General features: G+C 69.6%; 24 protein-coding genes and 1 riboswitch. Of the genes, 14 read left to right on the forward strand and 10 right to left on the reverse strand.

All coding sequences use genetic code 11. The features are described from left to right. Nucleotides 1–14: 14 nt before the first annotated feature. The 3 genes from JS278_RS05135 to JS278_RS05145 are packed head-to-tail and all read right to left on the reverse strand — an operon-like array spanning nucleotide 15 to nucleotide 1,716. Nucleotides 15–329: a PspC domain-containing protein gene (locus JS278_RS05135; protein ID WP_114044255.1), complete on the reverse strand. Its 315-nt coding sequence runs from the start codon at nucleotides 327–329 to the stop codon at nucleotides 15–17. After that, entirely contained in the window at nucleotides 326–523 is a 198-nt protein-coding gene (locus JS278_RS05140; RefSeq protein ID WP_114044256.1) for a hypothetical protein, read from the reverse strand. The genes JS278_RS05135 and JS278_RS05140 overlap by 4 nt, the downstream gene beginning before the upstream one ends. Further along, nucleotides 520–1,716 (reverse strand): PspC domain-containing protein, encoded by a 1,197-nt coding sequence (locus tag JS278_RS05145; RefSeq protein WP_181833830.1) that lies wholly within the window; start codon nucleotides 1,714–1,716, stop codon nucleotides 520–522. Before JS278_RS05145 ends, JS278_RS05140 begins: the two co-directional genes overlap by 4 nt. Nucleotides 1,717–1,845: 129 nt before the next feature. Between JS278_RS05145 and JS278_RS05150 the strand changes: the two genes are divergently transcribed. Continuing rightward, nucleotides 1,846–3,183 (forward strand): ATP-binding protein, encoded by a 1,338-nt coding sequence (locus JS278_RS05150; RefSeq protein WP_114044258.1) that lies wholly within the window; start codon nucleotides 1,846–1,848, stop codon nucleotides 3,181–3,183. A 23-nt stretch (nucleotides 3,184–3,206) separates the two neighbouring features. Further along, complete coding sequence (locus JS278_RS05155) at nucleotides 3,207–3,887, forward strand: LuxR C-terminal-related transcriptional regulator (RefSeq protein ID WP_181833831.1); 681 nt, start codon at nucleotides 3,207–3,209, stop codon at nucleotides 3,885–3,887. 83 nt (nucleotides 3,888–3,970) lie between these two features. On the opposite strand, the gene JS278_RS05160 is transcribed toward JS278_RS05155, so the two are convergent. The 5 genes from JS278_RS05160 to JS278_RS05180 all read right to left on the reverse strand — a co-directional run bounded on the left by JS278_RS05160 (nucleotide 3,971) and on the right by JS278_RS05180 (nucleotide 8,341). Further along, nucleotides 3,971–4,234 carry a GlsB/YeaQ/YmgE family stress response membrane protein gene (locus JS278_RS05160; protein WP_114046125.1) on the reverse strand — a complete coding sequence of 88 codons (264 nt, stop codon included), beginning with the start codon at nucleotides 4,232–4,234 and terminating at the stop codon, nucleotides 3,971–3,973. 82 nt (nucleotides 4,235–4,316) lie between these two features. Next, the gene (locus JS278_RS05165; RefSeq protein WP_114044260.1) at nucleotides 4,317–5,576 is read right to left on the reverse strand and encodes a phospholipase D-like domain-containing protein; all 1,260 of its coding nucleotides are present in this window, start codon (nucleotides 5,574–5,576) and stop codon (nucleotides 4,317–4,319) included. Between the two features lie 58 nt (nucleotides 5,577–5,634). Further along, nucleotides 5,635–6,291 carry a methionine ABC transporter permease gene (locus JS278_RS05170; RefSeq protein ID WP_425451471.1) on the reverse strand — a complete coding sequence of 219 codons (657 nt, stop codon included), beginning with the start codon at nucleotides 6,289–6,291 and terminating at the stop codon, nucleotides 5,635–5,637. Continuing rightward, a complete protein-coding gene (locus JS278_RS05175) occupies nucleotides 6,291–7,349 on the reverse strand; it encodes a methionine ABC transporter ATP-binding protein (protein ID WP_114044261.1) in 1,059 nt (352 codons plus the stop codon). The genes JS278_RS05170 and JS278_RS05175 overlap by 1 nt, the downstream gene beginning before the upstream one ends. 14 nt (nucleotides 7,350–7,363) lie before the next feature. Then, nucleotides 7,364–8,341, reverse strand: a complete 978-nt coding sequence (locus tag JS278_RS05180) for a MetQ/NlpA family ABC transporter substrate-binding protein (RefSeq protein WP_114044262.1) — start codon at nucleotides 8,339–8,341, stop codon at nucleotides 7,364–7,366. Between the two features lie 445 nt (nucleotides 8,342–8,786). Between JS278_RS05180 and pcrA the strand changes: the two genes are divergently transcribed. After that, complete coding sequence (gene pcrA, locus JS278_RS05185) at nucleotides 8,787–11,282, forward strand: DNA helicase PcrA (protein ID WP_114044263.1); 2,496 nt, start codon at nucleotides 8,787–8,789, stop codon at nucleotides 11,280–11,282. 72 nt (nucleotides 11,283–11,354) lie between these two features. On the opposite strand, the gene JS278_RS05190 is transcribed toward pcrA, so the two are convergent. After that, nucleotides 11,355–12,485, reverse strand: a complete 1,131-nt coding sequence (locus JS278_RS05190; protein ID WP_114044264.1) for a M23 family metallopeptidase — start codon at nucleotides 12,483–12,485, stop codon at nucleotides 11,355–11,357. 366 nt (nucleotides 12,486–12,851) lie between these two features. Between JS278_RS05190 and sucC the strand changes: the two genes are divergently transcribed. Both sucC and sucD read left to right on the forward strand, forming a co-directional pair. Further along, nucleotides 12,852–14,027: an ADP-forming succinate--CoA ligase subunit beta gene (sucC, locus tag JS278_RS05195; protein ID WP_114044265.1), complete on the forward strand. Its 1,176-nt coding sequence runs from the start codon at nucleotides 12,852–12,854 to the stop codon at nucleotides 14,025–14,027. A gap of 4 nt (nucleotides 14,028–14,031) precedes the next feature. Then, nucleotides 14,032–14,925, forward strand: a complete 894-nt coding sequence (sucD, locus tag JS278_RS05200; RefSeq protein WP_114044266.1) for a succinate--CoA ligase subunit alpha — start codon at nucleotides 14,032–14,034, stop codon at nucleotides 14,923–14,925. 227 nt (nucleotides 14,926–15,152) lie between these two features. On the opposite strand, the gene JS278_RS05205 is transcribed toward sucD, so the two are convergent. Next, complete coding sequence (locus JS278_RS05205) at nucleotides 15,153–17,009, reverse strand: hypothetical protein (protein ID WP_114044267.1); 1,857 nt, start codon at nucleotides 17,007–17,009, stop codon at nucleotides 15,153–15,155. A 206-nt stretch (nucleotides 17,010–17,215) separates the two neighbouring features. Here JS278_RS05205 and JS278_RS15985 point away from each other — a divergent pair, with 206 nt between their 5' ends. The 9 genes from JS278_RS15985 to JS278_RS05250 all read left to right on the forward strand — a co-directional run bounded on the left by JS278_RS15985 (nucleotide 17,216) and on the right by JS278_RS05250 (nucleotide 26,796). Then, nucleotides 17,216–18,562: a cell division protein PerM gene (locus JS278_RS15985; RefSeq protein ID WP_181833833.1), complete on the forward strand. Its 1,347-nt coding sequence runs from the start codon at nucleotides 17,216–17,218 to the stop codon at nucleotides 18,560–18,562. 46 nt (nucleotides 18,563–18,608) lie between these two features. Then, a riboswitch (FMN riboswitch) is annotated at nucleotides 18,609–18,756 on the forward strand. Nucleotides 18,757–18,944: 188 nt separating this feature from the next. Further along, nucleotides 18,945–20,084 (forward strand): bifunctional diaminohydroxyphosphoribosylaminopyrimidine deaminase/5-amino-6-(5-phosphoribosylamino)uracil reductase RibD, encoded by a 1,140-nt coding sequence (ribD, locus tag JS278_RS05215; protein WP_114044268.1) that lies wholly within the window; start codon nucleotides 18,945–18,947, stop codon nucleotides 20,082–20,084. A gap of 165 nt (nucleotides 20,085–20,249) precedes the next feature. Continuing rightward, the gene (locus JS278_RS05220) at nucleotides 20,250–20,882 is read left to right on the forward strand and encodes a riboflavin synthase (RefSeq protein ID WP_114044269.1); all 633 of its coding nucleotides are present in this window, start codon (nucleotides 20,250–20,252) and stop codon (nucleotides 20,880–20,882) included. Next, on the forward strand, nucleotides 20,879–22,159 hold the full coding sequence (ribB, locus tag JS278_RS05225; protein WP_114044270.1) for a 3,4-dihydroxy-2-butanone-4-phosphate synthase: 1,281 nt from the start codon (nucleotides 20,879–20,881) through the stop codon (nucleotides 22,157–22,159). Before JS278_RS05220 ends, ribB begins: the two co-directional genes overlap by 4 nt. Then, on the forward strand, nucleotides 22,156–22,647 hold the full coding sequence (gene ribH, locus JS278_RS05230; protein ID WP_114044271.1) for a 6,7-dimethyl-8-ribityllumazine synthase: 492 nt from the start codon (nucleotides 22,156–22,158) through the stop codon (nucleotides 22,645–22,647). Before ribB ends, ribH begins: the two co-directional genes overlap by 4 nt. A 57-nt stretch (nucleotides 22,648–22,704) precedes the next feature. After that, entirely contained in the window at nucleotides 22,705–23,286 is a 582-nt protein-coding gene (gene purN / locus JS278_RS05235; protein ID WP_114044272.1) for a phosphoribosylglycinamide formyltransferase, read from the forward strand. 74 nt (nucleotides 23,287–23,360) lie between these two features. Further along, nucleotides 23,361–24,911: a bifunctional phosphoribosylaminoimidazolecarboxamide formyltransferase/IMP cyclohydrolase gene (gene purH, locus JS278_RS05240; protein ID WP_114044273.1), complete on the forward strand. Its 1,551-nt coding sequence runs from the start codon at nucleotides 23,361–23,363 to the stop codon at nucleotides 24,909–24,911. Nucleotides 24,912–24,914: 3 nt separating this feature from the next. Further along, a complete protein-coding gene (locus JS278_RS05245; protein WP_114044274.1) occupies nucleotides 24,915–25,841 on the forward strand; it encodes a hypothetical protein in 927 nt (308 codons plus the stop codon). 100 nt (nucleotides 25,842–25,941) lie between these two features. Beyond that, the gene (locus JS278_RS05250; protein ID WP_114044275.1) at nucleotides 25,942–26,796 is read left to right on the forward strand and encodes a bifunctional methylenetetrahydrofolate dehydrogenase/methenyltetrahydrofolate cyclohydrolase; all 855 of its coding nucleotides are present in this window, start codon (nucleotides 25,942–25,944) and stop codon (nucleotides 26,794–26,796) included. Nucleotides 26,797–26,879 lie beyond the last annotated feature (83 nt).

Genomic DNA, 26,879 nt, shown 5'->3' on the forward strand with positions numbered 1-26,879 from the left:
GTGTCAGCGGCCGATCATGACTCCTTGTACGGATCGAAGGACTCGCCGGTCGACTCGTCGGGGCTCTGCGGGTGCCGGGGCTGGCTCCGGTTCGCCCAGGACTCCTTGGCCTGTGCGGTGGCGTCCTCGGCGAAGCTGGAGCCGGTCGTCTCATTGGGGATGATGGCCCAGGCCACCACGTAGGCCAGCGGTCCGGCGCCGGCGAAGATCACCAGCGCGGCGGTGACGATGCGGACGAGGGTGACGTCGAGGTCGAGGCTGCGTGCAATTCCTGCGCAGACTCCGCCGATCATGCGGCCTTCCTGGGGACGGGTCAGTTTGTTGCTCATCTTCGGTGTCCTTTCGTGATGATTGTCAGTACGAGTCCGAGGGCCCCCACACCGATGAGGATGAGGGGACCGATCCGGATGATGTCGCGCCACAGGAGATGGGCTCCCAGGGCCAGCGCGACACCCAGCCCCGAGCAGATGACGAACAGCAGGCCCCAGATGAAGGCGCCGACGTCGATGCGGCGGTGGCTCATGACGGGCCCACCAGCCTCACCTGTCCGCCGTAGACCCGGAGGTGAACGGTCAGTGTCGGCACGCCCGGGATGCTCCGGTGCCGCCAGAAGGTCTGGCGGCCGGATGTGATCTGGCGCCCCTGCGGGTCGGTCACCGATCCACCCCTGATATCGGTCGTGACAACGATGTTCGCATATCTCGGTGTCACGACTTCAATCTCGCTCCCGATCACGGCGACGGTGGTCCGGGCATCCCGGGCGAGTTCCAGGCCGGAGGCGTCGATCCGTGTCGAACTTCCGGCCACCGTGAGGCCGCCTTGAAGATCGGAGGCGTTGCTCCAGGTCGAGGTGGCCTCCTGACCCGCCACCACGCGGCTCGGCAGCCCCAGAGCCGGGGCCGCCGCAGTCGCCGCCAGGCTGACGGCCACCACGATGCCGAGCAACGGGCCGAGATGAGGCCGGCGGGAAATCGTGCCGATGAGCTCGAAGGCGCCGATGACTCCCAGGGCGGCGGCCAGAGCCAGCAGAACAGGATGTGATCCGGGAGCTGACAGGCCGATGGCGGCGGCCGCCGAGGCCGTCATGATCATCGCAGCGGTGAGCCACCAGCTGCGGTGGGGGCGCTCCGAGGATCGGCCCACCGCCCGGGCCGGTGCGGCCCGGTAAGGATCGAACCCGGGAGATTCCGGTGATGCCATGGCCGTGGCCGCTCCCGCCGGGCGTGCCGTCCGGATCGTGTCCGGAGACGAACTCGCGCCGACCGGACGGGCCGAGGCGAACCTCGGAGTCCGACGGGCCGTCCCGGTCTTCGCGCGCCATGCCATCCAGGAGAGCACCCCTATGACCACCAGAGGTCCCACACCGAAGGGGGTGATCGACGTCCAGACCGGCAGCGTGAGCAGGTACGCCGTGAGGACCACGGCGACGATCGTCCCGGTGCGCCGCCTCGCCAGGCCCGGCAGATGCCTGTCGGCCAGGGACGTCTCCGTATCATCGGGCATCAGCAGCCATGCCGCGGCATAGCCGATGACACCTGCCCCCGCACTCAGCGCGAGCACCACAGTCAGCGCCCTCACCAGCAGCGGATCCACGTCGAGGCGTCGTGCAACCCCTGAGCACACCCCGGCGATCTGCCGGCCGGTCGACGACCGGTGCGCGCGCCGCCAGATCGGCGCCCGATCGGGCACCGGAACCGGTAGGGGCTGCGAACTCATGGCCCCCATGCTGCCCCGGCGGTACCGTCCTGCCCATAGGGGCCCACCCTGATCCGGTCCCCATTCCGTGCAGCCGCACTGTTCCCGGGGACGCGCGGGTGGAATCGTTGCTGACCAGGAGGGCGCCAGATGGAGCAGAAGCCGGGTGAACCCGGACCCGGCCGGGACCGTCAAGGCCCGGCGGCCCCGGACGCCGTGGAGCCGTGGCCGCGGCGTGCCACTCGCAGCGCCGACCAGGCCTGGCTCGTAGGGGTCGCCGCAGGACTGGCCCGGCACCTCGGCATCCCGGTCTGGATCGTGCGGCTCGGATTCATTCTGCTCACCCCCATCCAGCTGCTCGGAGCGCTGCTCTACGGCGCGCTGTGGATACTCATGCCGCGCGAGACCGACGTCACCAGCCCGGGCCTCGAGGCAGCGACTCGCCTCGGCCTGCGTCGCAGGGGCGCTGACGGCGGGCGCTCCGCGGGCGGTACCGGCGCCGTGGTGCTGATCGGCATCGGACTGGTGCTTCTGGTCCAGGTCATCGGGAGCGGTGTCACCGCCCGGTGGTTCTGGCCGCTGGCCCTGGCGGCCGGCGGCGTCGCGCTGGTGTGGCGCCAGGCCGAGGACTCGGCATCCTCCTCGACGGCCGACGACGAGCCCCGCCGCTGGTACACGCCCCTGCTGGGTGGCGGACGGCTGATCGCCGCGACGCGGGTGGGTGCCGGTATGGCGATGGTGGGCAGCGCGATCTCGCTGGTCGCCGCATCCCAGATCGGCATGGGGCAGTGGCCGACCCTGGCGCTGATGGCCGTCCTGGTGCTCGCCGGGGCCGGCCTCGTCTCGGCACCCTGGGTGCACTCCTGGCGGGTGCGGCTCCGCAAGGCGGACCAGGAACGGGCGGTCGCCGACGCCCGGGCCGACATGGCGGCCCACCTGCACGACTCGGTACTGCAGACCCTGGCACTGATCCAGCGGGAGGCGGATGATCCCCGCGCCGTCGCCACCCTCGCCCGCCGTCAGGAGCGGGAACTCCGCGAGTGGCTCTACGGCGGCGCGAGCGCCACATCCGCGGGCACGCCGGCGGGAGGCGATGGCCCCGAGCCGTCCACCCTCAAGGCTGCGCTGGCGGCCGAGGCCTCGCGCATCGAGGCCGAGCGCGGGGTGCCGGTCGAACTGGTCTGCGTCGGTGACACCGACATCACCGAGCGACTCCGGGCGATGGTTCAGGCGGCCGCCGAGGCGGTGATGAACGCGGCGAAGCACTCGCATGCCGCCAAGGTCGACGTCTACGCGGAGGTCGAACCGGAGCTCGTGGAGGTCTTCGTGCGCGATCGTGGGGTCGGGTTCGACCCTGAGACCATCGCAGATGACAGGATGGGGGTGCGACGTTCGATCATCGAGCGGATGGAGAGGCACGGGGGATGCGCGCACATCCGTACGGGAGTCGGCGAGGGAACCGAGATTCGGCTGGAGATGGCGCCATGACCGGCGCCGGTGATGAGGCGGAGATGACCCAGACAACGACCGAGCTGGACGGTCCGGTGAGCATCGTCCTGGTGGACGATCACGAGATGTTCCGGTCGGGGGTGAGGGCGGAGATGGAACGGCACCGGGACAGGGTGACGGTGGTCGGCGAGGGGCAGGACGTCGAGACCTCGGTGAGCGCGGTGATGGGGTCCCTGCCCCGGGTGGTGCTGCTCGACGTCCACCTTCCAGGCGGCGGAGGTGCCGAGGTCATCCGGCGCTGCGAGGCCGCAGGTCTGGGATCGGCCACCCGATTTCTCGCCCTGTCGGTCTCCGACGCCGCCGAGGACGTCATCACCGTGATCCGGGCGGGCGCCCGCGGATATGTCACCAAGTCGATCTCCTCGGAGGACCTCCTGTCCGCCATCGAACGGGTGGCCACCGGCGATGCGGTCTTCTCTCCGCGGCTGGCCGGTTTCGTGCTGGACGCCTTCTCCGGATCGATCGAGGTGGCCAGCATCGACGAGGATCTCGACCGGCTCTCCCCCCGGGAGCGAGAGGTGATGCGGCTGATCGCCCGCGGCTACGCCTACAAGGAGGTCGCCAAGGAGCTGTTCATCTCGGTCAAGACCGTCGAGACCCATGTGTCGAATGTGCTGCGCAAGCTGCAGCTGTCGAACCGGTATGAACTCACTCGTTGGGCCACCGACCGCCGGCTCATCTGACCTCGCCCATCGGCGCGCGGATCGGACGCGAAGAACAGCCCCTCCCGGATCGGGAGGGGCTGTGTGGGGCGCTGCGGACCGGGTCAGGCGCTGCGGCGCCCCTTGATGAATCCCCAGACGATCAGCACGATGAGGGAGCCGACGATGGCCAGCAGCCACGACTGCAGGCTCCAGAAGTGATAGATACCGACATGGAACAGGCTGCTTCCGATCCAACCCCCGACCACCGACCCGACGACTCCGAGGAGCAGGGTGGCGAACCAACCGCCTCCTTGACGTCCGGGCAGGATGGCCTTGGCGATCGATCCGGCGATCAGCCCCAACATGATCCAACCTAGAAATCCCATGCCGTCCACGATAGGGCCCGTCCGGGCCGCGGAGAAGGAACCAGGGCCCGGCTCAGGGACTTGCCGGGGTCGCCGCACCCGGTCAGAAGAACGGGCGCCACGGCGCCAGCAGGGCCTCGGTGAACTTGGCCATCACGGAGCGGTCGCGCCACTGATCGGCGTCGAGCTCCAGGCAGTTGCGGGAGTCGATCCCGAAGATCTCCTCCATCTGGGAGGCCACCTGGTCGCCGATCACCGAGATGTTCACCTCGTAGTTGCCCTGTAGCGACATCCGGTCGATGTTGGCGGTGCCGATGGTCGACCAGATCCCGTCGATAGTGCAGGTCTTCGCGTGGACCATTGCGCCCTGGTACAGCAGCAGATGCACCCCGTAGCCCAGCAGCCGCTCGTAGTACCCCCTGCTCAGCCAGTCGGCGACCACATGGTTGGACTCCGCGGGAATGATGATCCGCACGTCCACACCGCGTTCGCAGGCCTCGTGCAGGGCGGCGAGGACGTCGTGGTCGGGAATGAGGTAGGCCTGAGTCATCCAGATCCGCTCCGAGGCCCGGTCGATCGCCTCCAGGTACATGTTGCGGATCGGGTAGACCGCGACCCGGGGGGTGTTCCGGTGGACGTCGATCTCGGTGTCCCAGCGGCGGGAACCCGGTGACCGGAGCTCGGGGATCCGGCGTCTGCGCGCCAGCGACGCGTAGGGCCGCTGGTTCCAGTGATCGACGAAGACATTCTCCAGGTCGGCCACGCTGGGCCCGACCACCTTCGCATGGGTGTCGCGCCACCGGTCGGCATAGGTCGAGCCGATGTTGTATCCGCCGACGTAGGCGACCTTCGAGTCGACGATGAGGAGCTTGCGGTGATCCCGCCCGATATTGCGCAGGCTCGGCATCGCCATCGCCACGACGGGCTGACTCTGGGTGTGGACCCCGTCCAGGTGGTGGAAGAAGCGGGGGTCGACGACAAGATTGGCGAACTGGTCCCACACGACGTAGACGTCGACCCCTCGGGCTGCGGCGTCGACCAGCGCTTGGCGGAACCTCTCGCCGACCTCGTCGGCCTTCCAGATGAAGGTCTCGAAGTAGACGGTGCTGGTGGCGGACCCGATGTCGGCCAGCATCTGCTCGTAGAGGTCACGGCCGAAGGTGAAGACGCTCACCTCGTCCGGGCCGGCCGTGATCGGGGCGACCGGTGCGGTGGGGAAGCGGTAAGGCCGCCGGCCACGGCGCTTGACCGCCGCATATCCCATCAACGCCCCGGCCGCGACCACCTGAGCCAACGCCGTTGCTCCGGCGATCCGGTTCAGGGCGGTGCGCAGACGTCCGGTGGAGCGCTGGGAGGAGACCATGCCACTCACTCTATCCGGGCTCGCGGATGACGATCCGATCGGATCATCGGGTACGTCATCAGCGGCGCAGGGCCTTTCGGGCCAGGGCGTTCCCGGCGAACTGGGCGGCCTGGACGATGATGATGATCGTCACGACAGCGATGAGGGTGACCGTCCAGTTGAACCGCTGGTAGCCGTACTGGATGGCGAACTGGCCGAGCCCGCCACCGCCGATGGCGCCGGCGATCGCCGTCATGTCGACGATGGCGATGAGCACGTAGGTGTAGCCCAGGACCAGTGGGCCCAGAGCCTCGCGGGCCACGACGTCGAAGAGGATTCGCCACGGGCCCGCACCCATCGCCCTCGCAGCCTCGATGACGCCGGGATCGACGGTCACGAGGTTCTGCTCGACGATCCGCGACATGGCGAAGGTGGCGGCGATGCACAGCGGGAAGGTGGCCGCCTGGACGCCGATCGTGGTACCGACCACCTTCAGCGTCAGCGGGCCGATCGCCGTCATGAAGATGATGAAGGGGATCGGGCGCACGATGTTGACGATGACGTTCAGTACCAGATTGGCCGTGCGGTTGGCCAGCAGCCCGCCGCGGCGGGTGGCGAACAGGAAGATACCCAGCACCAGTCCCAGGATTCCGCCGACGATCAGGGTGATCACGGCCATGAACAGGGTCTGCCAGATGGCGTCCAGGTAGATGGGTCTCAGAGTGGTCCAGTCCATCAGTCCCGTCCCTCCGTCGTCGACGCCGGGCTGTCGGGGACGGTGTCGCCCGACAGGGAGCGCAGCAGCCGGGCCGCGTCCTCGACGTCGTGATCGGCGCCGCTCAACGCCAGGGTGTAGTTGCCCATGGCCCCTCCGCGCACCTCGATGACACCGCCGTGGACGATCCGGTAGTTGACGCCGCCCCGCCTGCCCAGTTCGGCCAACGCCGAACCGAAGGCGGCGGCATCGACGCTGGTGACGTCGACCAGGGTGGAGCCCGGATTCTCGGTGCTCAGCCTCTCCAGCTCCTCGGACCCGGGGTGCTGGCCGATGATGGTGGCCAGGAACCTCCGGGTGGTCTCTGCCGCCGGGGCGGCGAAGACCTGCCGGGCCGGACCGGACTCGACCAGTCTTCCGGCCTCCAGCACGCTCACCCGGTCGGCGATGGTGCGCACCACCTCCATCTCGTGGGTGATGACGATGACCGTGACCCCGAGTTCCTCGTTGATCCTGCGCAGCAGGCCGAGGACCCCGGCGGTGGTCTCCGGATCCAGCGCGGAGGTGGACTCGTCGGCCAGCAGGATGGTGGGCCGGGTGGCCAGCGCCCGAGCGATCCCGACCCGTTGCTTCTGGCCTCCCGAGAGCTGGTCGGGATGGGTCCACGCCTTCTCGGTGAGACCCACGAAGGAGAGCAGCTCGGTGACCCGGGCCCGCTCCTCGGTCTTCGACCACTTCGCCAGCTTCAGCGGATATGCGACGTTGTCGTAGATGGTCCGCGAAGCGAAGAGGTTGAACTGCTGGAAGATCATGCCGATGTCGGTGCGCAGCGGGCGCAGGGCCCGTTCGGGCAGCTGCGAGATGTCGGTGCGCTTGACGATCACGCGACCCCGGGTCGGCTTCTCAAGCCCGTTGATGAGCCGGACCAGGGTGGACTTGCCCGCCCCGGACTGCCCGATCACCGCCGAGATCTCACCGGCCCGGAAGTCCAGGTTGATGTCATCGAGAGCGGTGACCGGGCCCGATCGGGTCTGGAAGACCTTGCCGACGTGATCGAAGTGGATGATCGGATCGTCCATTGCGGCTCCGGTGGTCACTTGAGTTCGGCCTGCAGGTCATCGAGGGCCTTCTGAAGATCGGCCTGTGACTTGCCGGTGACGACGTGTGCGGTGTTCCCGGACTCGGCGAGCACCGATTTCGTCACCTCCGGATCGTGCCAGATCCGGGCCACCTTCTTGTAGGTCGCATTGTTCTTGTCCTTGGCGCGGGCGGCGAAGATGTTGATATAGGGCTCGGCCTCCTTGCTGGACGGGTCGTCCTCGGCCAGGGCGGTGTCGGGGTCGATCTTGGCGTCCACGGCGAATCCGTTGTTGATCACCGAGGCGTCGACGCTCGGCAGCGCGGTGACCGTCTGGGAGGCGTCGACCGCGGTGACGGTGACCTTCGACTTCGCCGCGACGACGTCGGCCGGGGTCGACAGCGGAGAGCCGCCGTCCTTGAGGGTCAGCAGGCCGGCCTTCTGCAGCAGCAGGAGCGCCCGGCCCTGGTTGGTGTCGTCATTCGGGATGGCGACCTTGCCGCCGGAGGGGATCTCGCTGACCTTCTTGTGGGTCTTGGAGTAGATCGACAGCGGCACGATGTAGGTGGAGTCCAGGGGCACCAGATTGTCGTTGTTCTCGTGGTTGTAGTTGGCCAGGAAGAAGATGTGCTGGAAGTAGTTGAGGTCGATCTGGCCCTGGGACAGCGCCCGGTTGGGCTGGTTGTAGTCGCTGAAGTCGACCTTCTCGATGGTGATCCCCTGGGCGGCGGCCTTCTTGATGAAGATGGGCCAGAACTTCGCACCCGCCTCGGTGGTGCCGATCTTGACGGTGACCTTCGCTCCGCCGGTGGCCGACTCGCCGCCGGCGGCGGAGCCCGAACCGCGCTGGGTGGCCCACACGATGGCGCCTGCGATGAGGGCGATCACGACGACGACGGCTGTGATGATGATTCCCCGGTGGCCGCCACCGGGCTTCTCAGGAAGCGCGGCGGGCTCTTCGGCGGGGGTGGGCTGATGGTCTGAGGTGCTCATGGGAGTCTCCTGGACAAAGAGATGTGACCGGACACGGGCGGGGCCCGGGGGATGGATGAGGCCACGGGGGATCGGTGCCGTAGGGGCCCGGGTCGTCGCGGGGGCGAGGAGGGCAAGGCGGACCGACCGGTCATGGCGGTGGTCCTGCTGGGCGCGGGGCCGGATCAGCAGGTGCCGGACATTCGGCAACACATGGCGTCGCAGCCACACATCATCATCGACGCACGCCGGTCGGCGTGGACGCGATGAATGGTGGCGGTCGCCATGGTGTCTCTCCTGCGTTCGTGTGCCCGAAGGCCCATACCGGGGCTGCTGGAGTGTCTCGGCGGGCCGATGCCCGTGCCGATCCGCTGACCGAGCGGTGACACCCGGTCTCACAACCTGGACGCAAGCGTAGATGGGCCCGTGCGGCGATGTCAACGCAGGCCGTAGGCTTGGGGGCGCCATGAGTGACGCCACACCCGATCTGTTCTCATTCTTCGCCACTGCTCCGCGCGACGGGGAGGCGGCTCCGCGCCCCGCGGGCCGGCCCGATCCCGCTGCCCTCGCACGACGTCCCACCACCGAGGAAGGCCTTCTCGCAGGCCTCAACGGACCTCAGCGCGAGGCCGTCCTGCACGCGGGATCCCCGGTTCTGGTGGTCGCCGGGGCGGGCTCGGGCAAGACCCGGGTGCTCACCCGTCGGATCGCCCATCTGGTGCAGCTGAGGGGAGTCCATCCGGGTTCGATCCTGGCGATCACCTTCACCAACAAGGCGGCCGCCGAGATGAGGGCCAGGGTGGTCGAACTGGTCGGCAACAGGGCGCGCCCGATGTGGGTGTCGACATTCCACTCCGCGGCCGTGAGAATGCTGCGCTCCGATATCGACCGGCTGGGGATGTCTCGCAACTTCTCCATCTACGACGACACGGACGCGAAGAGACTGATCACACTGGTCACCCGCGATGCCAGTCTGGACCCGAAGAAATTCCAGCCCCGGGCGATCATGAACTGGATCTCGAACCAGAAGAACGATCTCATCGATCCCCCCGCGGCCAAGGATGCCGCAACCAGCGGGAACGATCGCACCTACGCCGAACTCTACGATGAGTACCAGAGGCGGTTGCGCGCCGCCAACGCCTTGGACTTCGACGACCTCATCATGTCGGTCGTCACCCTCCTGCGAACCTGCCCGGACCTGCGCGAACAGTACCGGCGGCGATTCCGCCACGTCCTGGTCGACGAGTACCAGGACACCAATGCCGCCCAGTACGAGTTCATCCGGGCGCTGTGCGGACGAGAGCCCGTCCCCCCGGGCGATCCGGAGGAGGAGGCCGCGGTGAGGGTCGATCCCCCCGAACTCATGGTGGTGGGGGACTCCGACCAGTCGATCTACGCCTTCCGCGGTGCCACGATCCGCAATATCCTCAGCTTCGAGAGTGATTTCCCCGGAGCCACGACCATTCTGCTGGAACAGAACTACCGCTCCACGCAGACGATTCTCACGGCCGCCAACAGTCTCATCAAGGCCAATCCCGACCGGCCCGCGAAGAATCTGTGGACTGATGCCGGCGACGGAGAGAGGATCGTCGGCTATGTCGCCGACACCGAGCACGATGAGGCCGCCTGGGTGGCCCGCAGGATCGATTCCCTGGTCGATGCCGGGAGCACCTCCTACGGGGATGTCGCGGTGTTCTATCGCACCAATGCCCAGTCGCGTCCCTTCGAGGACGTGTTCATCCGCACCGGCCTGCCCTACCGGGTGGTCGGCGGGGTCCGCTTCTACGAGCGTCGCGAGGTGCGCGACGCCGTCGCCTACCTGCGTGCCATCGCCAACCCCGCCGACGACGTCTCGGTGCGACGGATCCTCAACGTCCCCAAGCGCGGCATCGGTGCCCGGGCCGAGGCCTCCCTCGAGGTCTTCGCCACCGCCCGGCGGATCCCCTTCTCCCAGGCCGTCGACCGGGTCGGCGAGATCGGTGCGATGGCCACCCGGTCGGTCAACCAGATCAGATCCTTCGGCGAGCTGATGGCCCGTCATCGCGCCATGGTGGACGCCGGGGCGCGGGCCGACGAGATCCTCGACTCGATCCTCAAGGACTCCGGATACATCGCGGAGCTCGAGAACTCCAAGGACCCCCAGGACGAGACCCGGCTGGAGAATCTGGTCGAGCTGGTCTCAGTGGCCCAGGAGTTCGTGGCCCGCGCCCACACCATCGACCTCGCCGGTGGCGAGGACACGGAGGCCGAGGACGTGGCGGCCGACGACTCGGCCCTGGAGGGGGACGACTCCCTGCCCGCCTTCCTGGAGCAGATCGCCCTGGTCGCCGACTCCGACTCCATCCCCGAGGAGGGGGAGGGGGTCGTCACCCTGATGACCCTGCACACCGCCAAGGGGCTGGAGTTCGACACGGTCTTCGTCACCGGGTTCGAGGACGGCGTCTTCCCGCACGCCCGATCCCTGGGGGATTCGAAGGAACTCGCCGAGGAACGGCGTCTGGCCTATGTGGGGCTGACCCGGGCGCGCAAGCGACTGCTGATCTCGCGGGCCGTGGTGCGCACCATGTGGGGCACCCCCCAGTACAACCCGCCCAGCCGGTTCATCGAGGAGATCCCCGCCCGTCTCATCGACTGGGAGCGCCTCGCCGAGGCGTCACCGGGATGGGACTGGCAGTCCCAGGACCGCAGCAGCTCGGCACGGGAGAGCCTGGACCGCGACGGCGCATCGTTCAGCCAGGCCGGGTCCGGGCGGGCCTTCGGATCGGGGAAGGGCCCACGGCACGCCCCGAAGAGCCCGGTGCTCTCGCTGACCCCCGGTGACAAGGTGCTGCACAGCACATTCGGTCTCGGGACGGTGCTGGCGACCCGGGGGAGCGGCGCCAACACCAACGTCGACGTCGATTTCGGATCGGTGGGGACCAAGCGACTGGCCCTGAAGTTCGCGCCCCTGGAGAAGCTCTGACCGGCCTGAGGGGACGTGATGAGGCCCTCCGTGCCCGTGACGGGTTGGCGGAGGGCCTCGGAACGAGGGAGGTCAGGGCTTGAGGCCGATGGACCTCAGGAAGACCAGCGGATCGGTGGTGCTGTACACGTCGCCAGGAGTGGTGCCCGCCGGGTAGTACTCGAAGTGCATATGGCAGCCGAAGGCCCGTCCGGTCTCACCGGAGTAACCGAGCAGCTGGCCGGCCTTGACGGTCTGGCCGACGGAGACGTTGATGCTGCTCATGTGGGCGTAGAGCACGGAGGCGCCGTTGGCCATGTGGATCACGACGTGGTTTCCGGCCCAGGACCCTCCGGTGGGCTGGCCGATGATCCCGGCGGACACGGCGTGCAGCGGCGTCCCGCAACTGGCGATGAAGTCCTCGCCGGTGTGCCAGCGCGCCCAGGAGCCGTACTCGCCCCAGTGGGAACCCAGCGTGTAGGAACCCGTGGCGAGCGGCAGAGAGGCAGCACCCGAGGCGGTCACCGCACTGAGATCGCCGGTCTTGATCGGGGTGCCGGCCGCTGCTGCCTCGGCGGCGAGCTTGGCCTCGGCGGCCTTCTTCTCGGCGGCGATCTCCTTGGCGCGGGCCTTGGCCTTGGCGACGTCGGCGTCCATCTCCTTGGCGCGGGCGGTCCCGGAGACCGCGTCGGCCTTGGCTCTGGCCTGGCTGTCCGTGGCGTCCATCGCATTGTTGCGCTGGTCCGCCATGGACTGGCTCATCGCCTTGTCGAGCTCGGAACGGATGGTGCTGCGCGAGACGTTGGACCCGCGTCCGTCCAGTGCCGGCAGGGAACCCTTGTCGGCGGCCGCCGCGGAGTTGTCGGCGCTCGACCTCTTGGTCGTGGTGCTCCGGGACGACTCGGTCTCGGGCTCGCCCTTGGTGATGTCGGGGTGATTCTTGTCGATCGCCAGAGAGTGGACGTTGGTGGCCGAAGAGGTGGAGGCGCTGGTCAGCATCACCGCGCCTCCGGTCACCAGGCCCAGGGCCGCGACGACCGAGGCGGCCACGGCCACCTTGAACCGGGAGCGGCGTCGGGGCTCGGCGAAGGGCTCCTCGGGAGCCGCCTCGTCGGTGAGCGGTGATTGTGCGGTCGAGTCGTCATCGTCGGCGACGATCGCGGTGCGGAGGACGTCGAGAGGTGCGAACCGGCCGTGGTGGCGCCTGGTCGTGCGAGTGCTCACTGAACTCCTACATGTCGCAGGACTTGACGTCCTGACGGGATCTGCTGCTCCTCGGGGACCGGTGACGGGGTCGGGACCGGGCCTCTTCGGAGATGCTGAGAAAACCTTAGCATCTCTCAGGAAGCGATCCAATTCGGGAGGGGATGTGCTGGAGGCCATCGGCGGGCCGTCGGCTGCGCGTGTCAATCATGTTCTCAGGCAACGCTCATCCAGTGGCCTTCGGAGGGCGACGACGTGGCTCGGCCGAATGCCGCTGACAGGGAAGGTTGCTAGCCTGACCGCGCTGGGCGGCGACCGGTGAGAAGCCGCTGCCCAGGGACCCGGATCCGAGCATTCGGAACGGCAACCTCGCAGAGCGGAGAGATTGTGGACCTGTACGAGTACCAAGCCCGCGACCTGTTTGAGAAGCACGGCGTCCCCGTGCTCCGCGGCATCGTCGCCCAGACCCCCCGGCAGGCAGCTGCTGCGGCGGCCGAACTCGCCACACCGGTCGTGGCCGTCAAGGCCCAGGTCAAGGTGGGCGGCCGCGGAAAGGCCGGCGGCGTCAAGATCGCCAGGTCCGCGCAGGAGGCGGCTGAGCATGCCGAGGCCATCCTCGGCATGGACATCAAGGGCCACACGGTGGGCAAGGTGATGATCGCCGAGGGCGCCGACATCGCCGAGGAGTACTACTTCTCCATCCTGCTGGACAGGGGGGAGAGGCGCTACCTGGCGATGTGCTCCCGCGAGGGAGGCATGGACATCGAGACCCTGGCCGTCGAACGGCCGGATGCGCTGGCCCGCGTCGCGGTCGATCCGATCGACGGCATCGACGAGGCGAAGGCCCACGAGATCCTCACCGAGGCAGGATTCCCGGATGCCGAGCAGTCGGCCATCGTGCCGGTCATCCTGCGTCTCTGGGACGTCTACACGGGCGAGGACGCCACTCTCGTCGAGGTCAACCCGATGGTGAAGACCGGGGACGGCCGGATCCTGGCCCTGGACGGCAAGGTGACCCTGGACGGCAACGCCGGGTTCCGTCATCCCGAGCATGCCGACCTGGTCGACCGGGCGACGACCGACCCGCTGGAACTGCGCGCCGCCCAGCTGGGTCTCAACTACGTCAAGCTGGACGGCAGCGTCGGCGTCATCGGAAACGGTGCCGGTCTGGTGATGAGCACCCTGGACGTGGTCGCCTACGCCGGCGAGGAGTTCCCCGGATCGCCCAGGCCCGCGAACTTCCTGGACATCGGCGGCGGCGCCTCGGCCGAGATCATGGCCAACGGGCTGGACCTCATCATGTCCGATCCCCAGGTGAGTTCCGTCTTCGTCAACGTCTTCGGCGGCATCACCGCCTGCGACGCAGTGGCCAACGGCATCAAGTCCGCCCTGGAGAGCCTGGGCGAGCGAGCCACCAAGCCTCTTGTCGTGAGGCTGGACGGCAACGCCGTCGAGCAGGGTCGCGCGATCCTCAACGACTTCAACCATCCGCTCGTGACCATGGCCGCAACCATGGATGAGGCCGCCAGCAAGGCCGCCGAGCTCGCATCCAGGGAGGCCTGAACCCGTGTCCATCATTCTTGATCAGAACGCCCGGATCATCGTCCAGGGGATGACCGGCTCCGAGGGCATGAAGCACACCACCCGGATGCTGGCCTCCGGCTCGCAGATCGTCGGCGGCGTCAACCCCCGCAAGGCCGGCCAGTCGGTCGATTTCCCGGGCGGGGTCAGCGTCCCCGTCTTCGGCGGCGTCAAGGAGGCCATGGAGGCCACCGGGGCCGACGTCACCGTCATCTTCGTGCCGGCCCGCTTCACGAAGTCCGCCGTCCTGGAGGCCGTCGAGGCCCAGATCCCCCTGGTGGTGTGCATCACCGAGGGGGTGCCCGCCAGGGACGAGACCGAGTTCGTGGCCGCGGCCCGGCGCAGCGGCAGGACCCGCATCATCGGGCCCAACTGCCCCGGCATCATCAGCCCCGGCAGGTCCAACGCCGGCATCACCCCGGCCGACATCACCGGGCCCGGCCGGGTCGGGCTGGTGTCCAAATCCGGCACCCTGACGTATCAGTTGATGTACGAGGTGCGCGATCTCGGCATCTCCACGGCGCTGGGCATCGGTGGCGACCCGGTGGTCGGCACCACTCACATCGACGCCCTGCAGGCCTTCGAGGACGACCCGGAGACCGACGTCATCGTGATGATCGGCGAGATCGGGGGCGATGCCGAGGAGCGCGCCGCCGCCTACATCGCCGAACACATCACCAAGCCGGTCATCGGCTATGTGGCGGGATTCACCGCCCCGGAGGGCAAGACGATGGGCCATGCCGGCGCCATCGTCTCGGGCTCCTCGGGTACCGCGGCCGCCAAGAAGGTGGCCCTCGAGGCGGCCGGCGTGCGCGTCGGCAAGACCCCCTCGGAGGCCGCCCGGCTGGCCCACGAGGCCATCGAGGAACTCAACCGCTGAGGTCTCCTCCACCCGAACACCGGGGCCCCGCACCGATCGGTGCGGGGCCCCGGTGTCGTTCTCGGCGACCTTCCGGCCGGGCCGGGGTCCTGATGTGGCGCTCAGCGGCGCCGGCGCCCGGATCCGGACCCGGGCGCCGCTGAGCGCCACATTCGGTACCGGGCGGCGGGCACGCAACAGTCCCCCGGATTCGCCGGTCGACCCATGTCGGTGGATCGGAGCGGGGATCAGCTGATCTGTGTGGCGCGCTGGGCGGCGCGCACGGTCAGCTGGGACCAGTCCGCGTCGGAGAACCGGTAGCTCGGCGAGACATTGGCCAGAAGATAGACGACCTTGTCGCCCACCGAGGCGACCGCCACCTGGTAGATGGCGTTCTGACCCGACCCGGTGTCCTGGGTGACGATGAAGGAGCGTCCGGCGATGGCGGCGTTCTTCTCACCGATCCCGCTGAAGGACTTGGCGTCGCTGATCTTGGCGGTCTTGACGGACTTGCCGCACCCGGCGATGCTGTCGCCGATCTTCTTGGCGAAGGCGGCCGAACCCTTGGCGTCGCTGAAGCTGAAACGCAGCTGATCGACCCCGAAGCCCTGGGGCGCCGTCGAATCCTGATACAGCAGATAGGTGCGCTGCTTGCGTTCGCTGGGGCCCGCCGCGGTGGCAAGCGTCAGCCCTTCGCACTGGGTGCCCTTGCTCGACACATTCGCCTCGGCGGTCTGGCGCCACTCGCCCTGGTCCGGGGTGATCCGCGGGAAGTCGGAGGTCACCGGCCATCCGGGGTCCCCGGCCACCGGGGGCACGGTGCTCTTCGCGGTGACCGTGGTCGGGCAGGTACCGCCCACCAGGTCGCAGCTGCGGGCGGCGGCACCGGCCATCGCCGAGCCGGTCTTCTGGGCGTCGATCGCGGAGTCGTAGTTGGCGGCGTCGACGGCCTGGATCTCCCGACCGAATCGGGCGAGCACCACGGTGCGGTACTGGGTCTTCGCTCCCTGATAGGCGATCGTCAGCGAGACGGACTCGTCGCCCAGGCCGCTGACGGAGGCCGCTGAGACGATGTGGGTGGGTACCGAGTCGCATGCGGCCAGGGACGCGGCCTCAACCTTGAACGCCTTCCTGGCGGTGGCGTCGTCGGCATAGCCGTCGACCCGGTGCAGGGCGGCGGTCGCCGTCTTCGTCGAGGTCGAGAAGACCCGCTGCCAGGTTGATACCGGATTCGGATGATCCGTGTCCCGGACGATGCAGGAGATGCTGTCGGTGGCGTTCGAGGCCACCTTGGAGACGGTGCCGTCGATCCGCCAGTTCGCTTTCTCGTCGATCTTCCTGACGTCCGCGGCGTCCATCAGGGCCGTCTGCGGAATCGGGGTGACGGTACTGCCACCGGCCGACGAGGCACTGGGGCCGGCGACCGGAGTACGGCCGCCGAGCCTGGAGACCGCCACGAAGACGATCGCGCCCAGCAGGACCGCCACGACCGCCCAGGTCCACCAGTGGCGGAAGGGGGACCGGTCGACGACCAGTTGGTCCCCGGAGGGGGACCCGTCGTCATCCTCGGCCGCCTTCCGGTCGGTGGCCGGCAGGCCCTGCGAAGGTGAGGGCTGAGGTGCGGCGGTGGGTTCGTCGTTGCGGGAGCGACGCGAGTGGCGACGATGAGGCTGATGGGCCTGCGAACCGCCGGCGGGCCGGCGGAAGGCGGAGTCGTCGTCAGTACCCCCGGTGGAGTCGGTGGACCCATCGCCGGCAGGCGATGCGCCGCCGGCCGGCGGCGGCACCGGGGTGGTCGGAGTCACGGCGGAGCGGGCCGGAGCACGGAAAGGGCCCTCCTCGAAAACCGGGCCGTCATCGGTGTCGGGAATGAAGCCGCGGCGGGGGGGCAGACCGCCCTCGTTCGCGACCGAGGCGTCCTGGGAGCCGGCGGAAGGGGGCGGACCGGAGCCGTTGGATGCGGGCGTCCGAGGCGATGCCGAGGGACCGGAGGAGGGGGTCCGAGCTGAGGTATTCTCGGCCTCATCACGGCGTCCCCGCGGGGTCTGGTCACCCTTCCCGGCGGGCATCGCCCGCCGGGGTCGGTTCGTGGGTTCGTCGCTCACTCGGGTGCCTCCAGGACTTGACTTCACCGAACTCGGCTCTCGCGCGAGCTTACCCGGACCAGACCGGGCGAGGGCGTGCGACAGACCGTGGGGCGGTCCCGGACCTCACCGTTCCGCCCTGAGCGGGGGCGCGGTCCGTCGATCGGTTGTGACCGCCGACCATCTGGAATGGTAGGAAATGTCATCCGAAGGAAGGAAATCGCGCTGTGCCTTCATCACACCGTTCCCGTGGCCGGGGGAACACCTCCGACCCGCGCGAGGGAGGTGTCGACCTGAGTGTGGAGTCCTCGGCCAGGCCCCGGACCGGTGCCGCCCAGCCCCGCTGGCCGTGGCCCGTGGTGACCGTGCTCGGTTGCCTGCTGGGGGTCGGCGGGGTGTGGGTCGTGCTCACCGGGCTCCTCGCCCCCGAATGGCTGGCGCTCAAGAACGCGCGGTTCTCCGATCTCACCCGTGGAGCGACCAGGTTGTGGCTGCTGGCTCACGGCGTCCCGATGACCGGTCTGGGTCTTCACCTCAGCCTGGCCCCGTTGGGCCTCACTCTGATCATCCTGCTGGTGGGGGAGCAGACCTGCCGTTACGGGACGCGGGTCATGTCGGCGGGTCGCCGGGCCTCCGGCCGGGGGCCGAGCACGCGGGCGGCGGGTCAGGTCGCCGCGGTGCACGCCTCGACGCATCTGGTCCTGGTGCTCCTGCTGTGCGGATCGGCGGGCGCGGATCCGTGGCCGAGGGGACTGGTCGGAGGACTGGCCGTGGGAATCGTCTCCGGGCTCCTCGGGGCGGTCAGGGGGGCACGACTCGATCTGACCGATGAGCTGCCTGCGGGAGTACGGGGCATTCCCTCAGCCGCGACCGCGGGAGTCGCGATCGTGCTCGCCGCAGGTGCCGTCGCGCTGGCGGTCACCCTGCTGATGCACGGGGACCGTGCGATCGCACTGCATCAGAGCCTCGCCCCAGGGGGATGGGGCGGTGTCGTCCTGCTCCTCGTACAGCTGGCATGGCTTCCCGACCTCATCGTCTGGGCCGCGGCCTGGACTCTCGGCTCCGGATTCTCGATCGGAATAGGATCGGCCGTCAGCCCGTTCGCGGTGCGGCTCGGCATGATCCCGTCGATCCCGGTGCTGGGCGCGCTCCCCGGCATCGGCGCACCGGCCGTCGCCGTCCGTATCGTGCTTGCGGTACCGGTGCTCGCCGGCGCGGTCGCCGGAGTGGTGGTCGTGCGGAACAGGGACCGGACCGGAGTGGGACGATCGGTGGGCCTCGGCGCGGTGGCAGGCGTGCTGTCCGGCCTGCTGGTGAGCCTCATCGCTGTGTTCGCGAGTGGCGCGATCGGATCCGGACGGTTGATGCGTACGGGAGCGATGATGCCCCAGACGCTCGGCCTGGCCGTGGGACTGCTCGGTGTCGGAGGCGCCCTCGGATCTCTGGTGACCGCGCTGGTCCGTGATCACCGATCGCTGGAACCCCGGGAGGGCGGGACGGGCGGCTCCCACCGGATGCCGCGGCCCCGCAGCTGGGAGGACGAGGCCGGGGAGGAGACCCGGCCCGTCCGGTGACCTCGGACGTGGATCTCCGGCTGTGAAGGTGCATACTGGTCACGCACACGTGCTCCGGGGTCGGTGAAAGTCCGAACCGGCGGTGACAGTCCGCGAACCGTTTTCGATGTCGGGGGAACACTCCTGGCAGAAGGCGGCCGAACCGGTGGAAATCCGGTACCGACGGTGAAAGTCCGGATGGGAGGCAGCACGAGGGCCCGCGCGGCGACGCGCCGGAATCGGGGTGCGCGGCCACGCCCGCACCCGCATCCGGTGGCCGACGCCGGTCGTGTCACCGCACGACCGGTTTCCCGCGCATCTGCGGCCGGGCACGATCGCCCGCCCTGGAAGGGCTCTGGCAACCCCGGGATCCGTGACGCTGCGGACCGGGAAGGGGTGCCAGATGGACCACGAGGACTCATGGCGTACATCCATGGAGCGCGCCCTGGAGCTGGCGGTGCGCGGCCCGGCACCCGATCCCAACCCCAGGGTGGGATGCGTCCTCGTCGATGACCACGGGCTGATCGTCGGTCAGGGCTGGCACCACGGCGCCGGCACACCGCATGCTGAGATCGAGGCGCTGCGCAGCCTCTCCCGCCCGGCAGCCGGACTCACTGCCGTGGTGACGCTGGAACCGTGCAACCACACCGGCCGCACCGGTCCCTGCGCACGCGCACTCATCGAGGCCGGAATCGCCCGGGTGGTGATCGGCCAGACCGATCCCAACCCGGTGGCCGCCGGTGGTGCCGCAGCTCTGGAGGAGGCCGGTATCCAGGTGATCCGCGGCCTGCTCGAAGATCAGGCCGTCGCGCTCAACGAGGACTGGCTCTTCGCGGTGCGGCACGGCAGGCCGAAAGTGGTGTGGAAGTATGCCGCGACCCTGGACGGCCGGTCGGCGGCCGCCGACGGGACCAGCCGCTGGATCACCTCGCCCCAGGCACGTGTCCAAGTGCACCGGGAAAGGGCCCGGTGCGCTGCCGTGATGGTGGGCACCGGCACCGCCCTGGCCGACGATCCCCGACTGACCGTCCGTGGCGTCGACGTGCCGCGTCAGCCGTTGCGGGTCGTGGTGGGACTCCGGGAACTGCCGGTCGGTGCGCAGCTGCGCTCGGAGGAGGCGCCCACCGTCCTCCTGCGGGAGCACGATCCGGCGGCGGTGCTGGCCGAACTGGACCGGCGCGGGATCCGCCGGGTCTGGCTGGAGGGAGGGCCGACCCTCGCCGGGGCGTTCTGGCGCGCCGGTCTCGTCGACGAGGTGGTGGCCCATCTGGCGCCGGCACTCCTCGGTGACGGGGCGCCGGCCCTGATCGGGGCGGGGGTGTCGACCCTCGGTGAGGCCCACCGGCTGGTGATCGACGAGGTCTCGATGATCGGCCCCGACATCTGCGTCCGGGCCCGCCCCGACTGCGAACACGAACCCCGTTCTCGCCCCGGATCCCCGCCGCGCCCCGGATCCCGGCCGCGCCCCGGATTCCCGCACCGCCCTGTCAGACCTCACCTCGATCCCCAATGTGGCGCACAGCGGCGCCCGGATCATGAATAGGCCGGCACGGCCGCTGGACGCCACATTGGGGACACGGCTCAGGGCATCGTCCCCTCACGGCGCAGGGACCGGCCGAACAGGACCCGGGGCGCGGACGCGGGACGCGACAGGCCACCGGAGACAGACAGTCAGCAGACAGACAATAGACACGGGAGAGAATCGGAGATGTTCACAGGACTGGTGGAGGAGCTGGGCGAGGTCGTCTCGCTCGAAAGTGGCGCCGAATCGGCGGTGATGGCGATCCGGGGACCGCTGGTCACATCTGACGCCACATTGGGATCGTCGATCGCGGTGGACGGGGTCTGCCTCACCGTGACCGGCGTCGACGGCGATGTGTTCACCGTCGACGTCATGGCCGAGACCCTGGCCCGCAGCGGCCTGGGCCGGCTGGTCCCCGGCACAGAGGTGAACCTCGAACGCCCGGTGCCGGCAGGTGGACGACTCGGCGGTCATGTCGTTCAAGGGCACGTCGACGGCACCGCGCGCCTCGTCTCGCGCACTCCCGGAGATCGCTGGGAGACGCTGCGCTTCTCAGCCCCTCAGAAGCTGGCCCGTTACATCGTCGAGAAGGGGTCGATCGCGGTCGACGGGATCTCCCTGACGGTCGCCGCGACCGGGCCCGGCTGGTTCGAGGTCAGCCTCATCCCGACCACCCTGGCCACCACTGTGCTGGGCCGGCTGGGCATCGGCGAGGAGGTCAACCTCGAGGTCGACGTGCTCGCGAAATACGTGGAATCGCTGCTGGGAGCCGCGTCGGGAGACGCCGACGCGCACGACGACGAAGGAGAGGCACGATGACCGGATTCGCGACGATCGAGGAGGCCCTGGCCCAGGTCCGCGCCGGCCGTCCGGTGCTGGTCCTCGACGATGAGACCAGGGAGAACGAGGGCGACGCGATCCTGGCCGCCGGGACCGCCGGTGCCGAATGGGTCGGCTGGATGGTCCGCCACACCTCCGGCTACCTGTGCGCCCCGATGACCGAGGAACGGGCCGATCGGCTCGGCCTGCCCCTGATGTGGCCCTCCAGCCAGGACCCGCTGCGCACCCGCTACACGGTGTCGGTGGATGCTGCGACGGGCACCACCACCGGGATCAGTGCGGCGGAGCGGGCCGCCACCGCCCGCACGCTGGCCGGCCCCGATGCACAGTCGACCGATTTCATCCGGCCGGGCCACATTCTTCCGCTGCGAGCCCGCGACGGCGGAGTGCTGGAACGCCGGGGCCATACCGAGGCCGCCGTCGATCTGGCGCGCCTGGCGGGGCTGGAGCCGGTCGGCCTGATCGGCGAGATCGTCGACGACGCCGGAGCCTGCCTGCGGACCCCCGATGTGCTGGCGCTGGGTGCCCGGGAGCACCTCTGTGTCATCACCATCGAGCAGCTGGCCGCCTGGCGCCGAGACCACGACGACCTCCCGGCTGCCCCGGCCGCCCGCGTCACCGCCGGCGACGAGGCCGTCCTGCCGACCCGTCACGGAGAGTTCCGGGTCACCGGATACCGCGACCACCTCACGGGGGCCGAGCACCTGCTCCTCATCCCGAGCACCGGGCTCGGAGCCGATGACGGGGGTGCGCCCTGGGTACGGGTGCACTCGGAGTGCCTCACCGGCGACGCCCTGGGCTCGTTGCGCTGTGACTGCGGGGAACAGTTGAGCAGGTCCATGGATCAGGTCGCCCGGCACGGCGGAGCGGTGATCCTGCTCCGCGGGCAGGAGGGCCGGGGGGTCGGGCTGATCAACAAGATCGCCGCCTATCACGCCCAGGACGGCGGACTGGACACCGTGGACGCCCAGACCGCCCTCGGACTGCCCGTCGACGCCCGTGAGTACGGCGCAGCGGTCGCCGTCCTGGCCGGCCTCGGCGTCTCCGCGGTGCGGCTGCTCACCAACAACCCTGCCAAGATCGCCTCCCTGCGCCGGGCCGGTATCGAGGTGGATCCCCGCCCGCTCCAGATCCCGCCGCGCCCCGAGGACATCGCCTATCTGCGCACCAAGCGCGACCGGATGGGCCACCTCATCGAACTCGACGAGACAGGTCCGGACAACACCGCTCACGACAACACGGAAGGAATCGCATGAGCGCCAGAACCAGTACCACGGGGGACGCGGCCCCCGACCTGCACGGCGCTGACGGGACCGGCCTGCGCGTCGCCGTCATCGCCTCCCGGTGGCATTCGGTGGTGATGGACGGCCTGGTCGGCGGTGCGCTGCGCGGCCTGGCGGAGGCCGGCGTCACCGATCCGGAACTGGTCCGAGTGCCCGGATCCTTCGAACTGCCCATCGCCTGTTCCCGGCTGGCCGGACGGTTCGACATCCTGGTGGCCCTCGGGGTGGTGATCCGCGGCGGCACGCCCCACTTCGACTACGTGTGCGATGCCGCGACCGCCGGAATCACCCAGGTGAGCGTGAGCACCGGGACCCCCATCGGCTTCGGGCTGCTCACCTGCGACGACGAGGCCCAGGCCCTGGACCGCGCCGGACTGGACGGCTCCCACGAGGACAAGGGGTTCGAGGCCGCCCAGGCCGCGGTCGCCACACTGGCGGCCATCCGCGCGGCCGGATGCTGAACCGACGTCGTCTCACGGACGGAGGTGCGGCGTGAACCGTCCTTATACAGTGAGGCCGTGACCTTTCGTGTCGTGGTGCTCGTCTCCGGAAGTGGAACCCTGCTGCAGGCCCTGCTCGACGCCCGGGCCGGGAACCGGGCGTACGAGATCGTCGCCGTCGGCGCAGACCGCCGGGACATCACCGGCCTGGAGCGGGCGCGACGCGTCGACGTCCCCACCTTCACCGTGCCGCTGGAGCGAGGCGGCGACCGGGCCGACTGGGACCGCGGGCTCACCGAGGCGGTCGCCGCCCACGAGCCCGACCTGGTCGTCTGCGCAGGCTTCATGAAGCTGCTCGGCCCCGCCTTCCTGGGACGCTTCGGCGGCCGGACCATCAACTCCCATCCCGCGCTGCTGCCCTCCTTCCCCGGAACCCATGGCCCTCGCGACGCGCTGGCGCACGGCGTCAAGATCACCGGGGCGACCGTCTTCATGGTCGACGCCGGGATCGACACCGGGACGATCCTGGCTCAGCGGGCCGTCGACGTCCTGGACGACGACACCGTGGAGACCCTCCACGAACGCATCAAGGTGGTCGAGCGCCAGATGCTCGTCGAGGCGGTCGATCGCCTCGCGATGGCCGTCCCCACCACCGACTGACCCCGCGGCGGCCGGACCTCATGGTCCGGCCGCCGCGCACATGACAGCCTCATCCACCTGTGAAGGGATCTGAAGTGACCGAACGTCAACCCATTCGCCGAGCACTCGTCTCCGTCTATGACAAGACCGGTCTCGACCGTCTCGCCGGAATCCTCGGCGCAGCCGGAGTGGCCGTCGTCTCCACCGGGTCGACCGCCAAGGCGCTGGCCGCGGCAGGTTTCGAGGTCACCGAGGTGAGCGAACTCACCGGCTTCCCCGAATGCCTCGACGGCCGGGTCAAGACCCTGCACCCCGCGGTGCACGCCGGCATCCTCGCCGACCGCCGCCTCCAGTCGCACCGCGACCAGCTCGAGGAGCTGGGCGTGGCGCCCTTCGACCTGGTGGTGTGCAACCTGTACCCGTTCAGCCAGACCGTCGCCTCGGGGGCCGGATTCGACGAGTGCATCGAGAAGATCGACATCGGCGGGCCCTCGATGGTGCGCGCGGCCGCGAAGAACCACGCGAGCGTGGCCGTGCTCACCTCCCCGGCCCAGTACGACGGGCTGGCCGAGGCCCTGGCGGCCGGCGGCTACACCCCGGCCCAGCGGAGAGGGCTCGCCGCGAGGGCCTTCGCCCACACCGCCGCCTACGACGTCGCCGTGGCCGGCTGGTTCGGTGCCCAGGAGGGTGTGGCCGTCGACGGCGTCCCGACCTTCGTCGGCACCACCGGCGAGCTCAAGGAGACGCTGCGCTACGGCGAGAACTCCCACCAGGGCGCGGCGGTCTACCTCACCCCCGAGGGCCCCGGGCTGGCCGGCGCCGAGCAGCTGCACGGCAAGGCCATGAGCTACAACAACTACGTCGACACCAATTCCGCCCGCCGGGCGGCCTTCGACTTCACCGATCCCTGCGTCGCGGTCATCAAGCACTCCAATCCCTGCGGCATCGCGATCGGCGCCGACATCGCCGAGGCCCACCGCAAGGCCCACGCCTGCGACCCGATGAGCGCCTTCGGCGGGGTGATCGCCACCAACCGTCCCGTCAGCGTGGAGATGGCCGAGCAGGTCAAGGACATCTTCACCGAGGTGGTGGTCGCCCCCGCCTACGACGACGGCGCGGTGGAGATCCTGTCGCGCAAGAAGAACATCCGGCTGCTGGTGGCCCCGGCGCCGGACCTGTCGGGGAACGAGCTGCGCGAGATCGACGGCGGGCTGCTGATGATGGAGCGCGACCTGTTCCAGGCCGACGGGGACGACCCGGCCAACTGGACGCTGGCCGCCGGCCGGGCCGTCGACGCCCAGACCCTCAAGGACCTGGACTTCGCCTGGAGGGCCTGCCGCTCGGTGAAGTCCAACGCGATCCTGCTGGCCCACGACGGGGCCTCGGTGGGCGTGGGCATGGGCCAGGTCAACCGCGTCGACTCCTGCAGGCTGGCTGTGGAGCGCGCCGGGGACAGGGCCGCCGGGTCCGTGGCCGCCTCCGACGCCTTCTTCCCCTTCGGGGACGGCCCCCAGGTGCTGGCCGACGCCGGCATCAGGGCCATCGTCGAGCCCGGCGGGTCGATCCGCGACGAGCAGACCGTCGAGGTGTGCCAGGCCGCCGGCATCGCGCTGTACTTCACCGGAACCCGGCACTTCTTCCACTGATCCGTGCTGCCTCCACGCGACGCGATCACGGTGGCGCTGGGCCGCCAGGCCCTGAGCCTGGCGGCCCGCGTCCTGCGCGACGCCGGTCGGCGAACCGTCCTGGTGCCGGCCTACTGCTGCCAGACGATGGTGACTCCCTGGGAGTTGGAGGGGATGGCGGTGGACCGGGTGCCGGTCGGGCCCGACCTGCTGATGTCGGCGGACGAGCTGGCTCGGCGGGTCCGGTACCGCCTGGATCGCGGCGAGATCCCGGCGGTGCTGCACTGCGAGACCTTCGGCGTGCGAGCCGGGACCTCGCTGCGATCCGTACTCGACGGAGCCGCGGCCGGCGGCGTCCCGGTGGTGGTTGACCGCACCCATTCCTTCCTGGGTGGACGCGGAGAACCGGGGTGGATCGAAGTGGTGAGCACCCGCAAGCTGTTCGCGCTGCCCGAGGTCGGGTGGATCTGTGGGTTGCCTCGGGGGGAGGATGACGGCCGTCAACCCCGCGGCCGTCTCGACGACCGCCTCACCCGGGCTCGGGAACAGTTCCTGGCCGAGCCCGGCGTCGACTCCTTCGAGGCCGCCGAGGATCTCGCCGACGAGGCGTGGACACCGGTGCCTCCCCACCCTGACGCCCTGTCGGCCCTGTCCGGCCTCGATACGGAGAAGTTCGCCCGGAGGATCCTGAAGACCCGTCGACGGGTTGCCGAACGAGTCCCCCGCCTTGACGTCGTCAACCCCGGGGCGGTGTGCCCACTGGTGATCCGGGACCCGCACGCCGACGAGCTGGCCGATGAACTGTTCCGTCACGGCATGGTGGGCCCGATCCACTGGGACCGGCCCGAACACCTGCCTGCCGGGGCCGCCTGGCCCGAGAGGATACTGTGCCTGCCCACGGTCCTCGATGAGTCGCAGGTCGAGCTCGTCGCCGAGGTGCTGAGCCCCTGACCTGCCGGGCGGTGGCCGCGGACCGTCAACGGTTGTCCATGGCAGGATGGGGACGGCGTCGGGTGCAAGTGGCGCCTGATCGATCGCGGACAGGAGAGTGATGACTGCACAGAGGCTCGACGGCAAGGCGACGGCGGCCGCCATCAAGGCGGAACTGGCCGAGCGGGTGGCGGTGCTGCGGGAACGTGGCGTGGTGCCCGGGCTGGGCACCGTGCTCGTCGGGGACGACCCGGCGTCCCACCAGTACGTGCGCGGCAAGCACCGCGACTGCGCCCAGGTGGGCATCGAGTCGATCAGGGTGGACCTGCCCGACGACGTGAGCGCCGAGACCCTGGAGGCCGAGATCCGCGGCCTCAACGAGAACCCGGCCTGCACCGGCTACATCGTCCAGCTGCCGCTGCCGCGCCACATCGACCAGAACTGGGCGCTGGGGCTTATCGATCCGCTGAAGGATGCCGACGGCCTGGCCCCGGTCTCGCTGGGCCGCCTGGTGCTCAACGAGCCCGCCCCGCTGCCGTGCACACCCCGCGGGATCGTCGAGCTGCTGACCCGCCACGGGATCGAGCTGCCCGGCAAGGAGGTCTGCGTGGTGGGCCGCGGCACCACCGTCGGCCGGCCTCTGGGGCTGCTGCTGACCCGTCGTAGTGAGAACTGCACGGTGACTCTGTGCCATACCGGGACCCGTGATCTGACGGCCCACACCCGCACCGCCGACATCGTCGTGGGTGCCGCAGGGGTGCCCGGACTCATCAACGCCTCCATGATCAAGGAAGGGACCGTGCTCGTCGACGTCGGTGTGTCGCGCTCCCCGGAGGGAAAGATCCAGGGGGACTTCGCCGCCGACGTCTGGGACAAGGCCGCATGGGTGTCCCCGAACCCCGGCGGGGTGGGGCCGATGACCCGGGCGATGCTGCTGTCCAATGTCGTCGACCGCGCGGAGGAGCTGGCGCAGTGACCTCCCCCTCGCCGGCATACCGGGAGCACATGCGCTCCCCCTGGGCGCTGGTGCTCTGCCTGCTGGGGGTGGTCGGCTCGGTC

It is taken from the genome of Acidipropionibacterium virtanenii, from assembly GCF_003325455.1.
Taxonomy (GTDB): Bacteria; Actinomycetota; Actinomycetes; order Propionibacteriales; family Propionibacteriaceae; genus Acidipropionibacterium; species Acidipropionibacterium virtanenii.

Excerpts from the sequence above, each read along its gene's own strand:
- JS278_RS05135 (WP_114044255.1), bottom strand. The coding sequence starts at position 329 with ATGAGCAACAAACTGACCCGTCCCCAGGAAGGCCGCATGATCGGCGGA.
- JS278_RS05140 (WP_114044256.1), bottom strand. The coding sequence starts at position 523 with ATGAGCCACCGCCGCATCGACGTCGGCGCCTTCATCTGGGGCCTGCTG.
- JS278_RS05145 (WP_181833830.1), bottom strand. The coding sequence starts at position 1,716 with ATGAGTTCGCAGCCCCTACCGGTTCCGGTGCCCGATCGGGCGCCGATC.
- JS278_RS05150 (WP_114044258.1), top strand. The coding sequence starts at position 1,846 with ATGGAGCAGAAGCCGGGTGAACCCGGACCCGGCCGGGACCGTCAAGGC.
- JS278_RS05155 (WP_181833831.1), top strand. The coding sequence starts at position 3,207 with ATGACCCAGACAACGACCGAGCTGGACGGTCCGGTGAGCATCGTCCTG.
- JS278_RS05160 (WP_114046125.1), bottom strand. The coding sequence starts at position 4,234 with ATGGGATTTCTAGGTTGGATCATGTTGGGGCTGATCGCCGGATCGATC.
- JS278_RS05165 (WP_114044260.1), bottom strand. The coding sequence starts at position 5,576 with ATGGTCTCCTCCCAGCGCTCCACCGGACGTCTGCGCACCGCCCTGAAC.
- JS278_RS05170 (WP_425451471.1), bottom strand. The coding sequence starts at position 6,291 with ATGGACTGGACCACTCTGAGACCCATCTACCTGGACGCCATCTGGCAG.
- JS278_RS05175 (WP_114044261.1), bottom strand. The coding sequence starts at position 7,349 with ATGGACGATCCGATCATCCACTTCGATCACGTCGGCAAGGTCTTCCAG.
- JS278_RS05180 (WP_114044262.1), bottom strand. The coding sequence starts at position 8,341 with ATGAGCACCTCAGACCATCAGCCCACCCCCGCCGAAGAGCCCGCCGCG.
- pcrA (WP_114044263.1), top strand. The coding sequence starts at position 8,787 with ATGAGTGACGCCACACCCGATCTGTTCTCATTCTTCGCCACTGCTCCG.
- ribD (WP_114044268.1), top strand. The coding sequence starts at position 18,945 with ATGGACCACGAGGACTCATGGCGTACATCCATGGAGCGCGCCCTGGAG.
- JS278_RS05220 (WP_114044269.1), top strand. The coding sequence starts at position 20,250 with ATGTTCACAGGACTGGTGGAGGAGCTGGGCGAGGTCGTCTCGCTCGAA.
- ribB (WP_114044270.1), top strand. The coding sequence starts at position 20,879 with ATGACCGGATTCGCGACGATCGAGGAGGCCCTGGCCCAGGTCCGCGCC.
- ribH (WP_114044271.1), top strand. The coding sequence starts at position 22,156 with ATGAGCGCCAGAACCAGTACCACGGGGGACGCGGCCCCCGACCTGCAC.
- JS278_RS05250 (WP_114044275.1), top strand. The coding sequence starts at position 25,942 with ATGACTGCACAGAGGCTCGACGGCAAGGCGACGGCGGCCGCCATCAAG.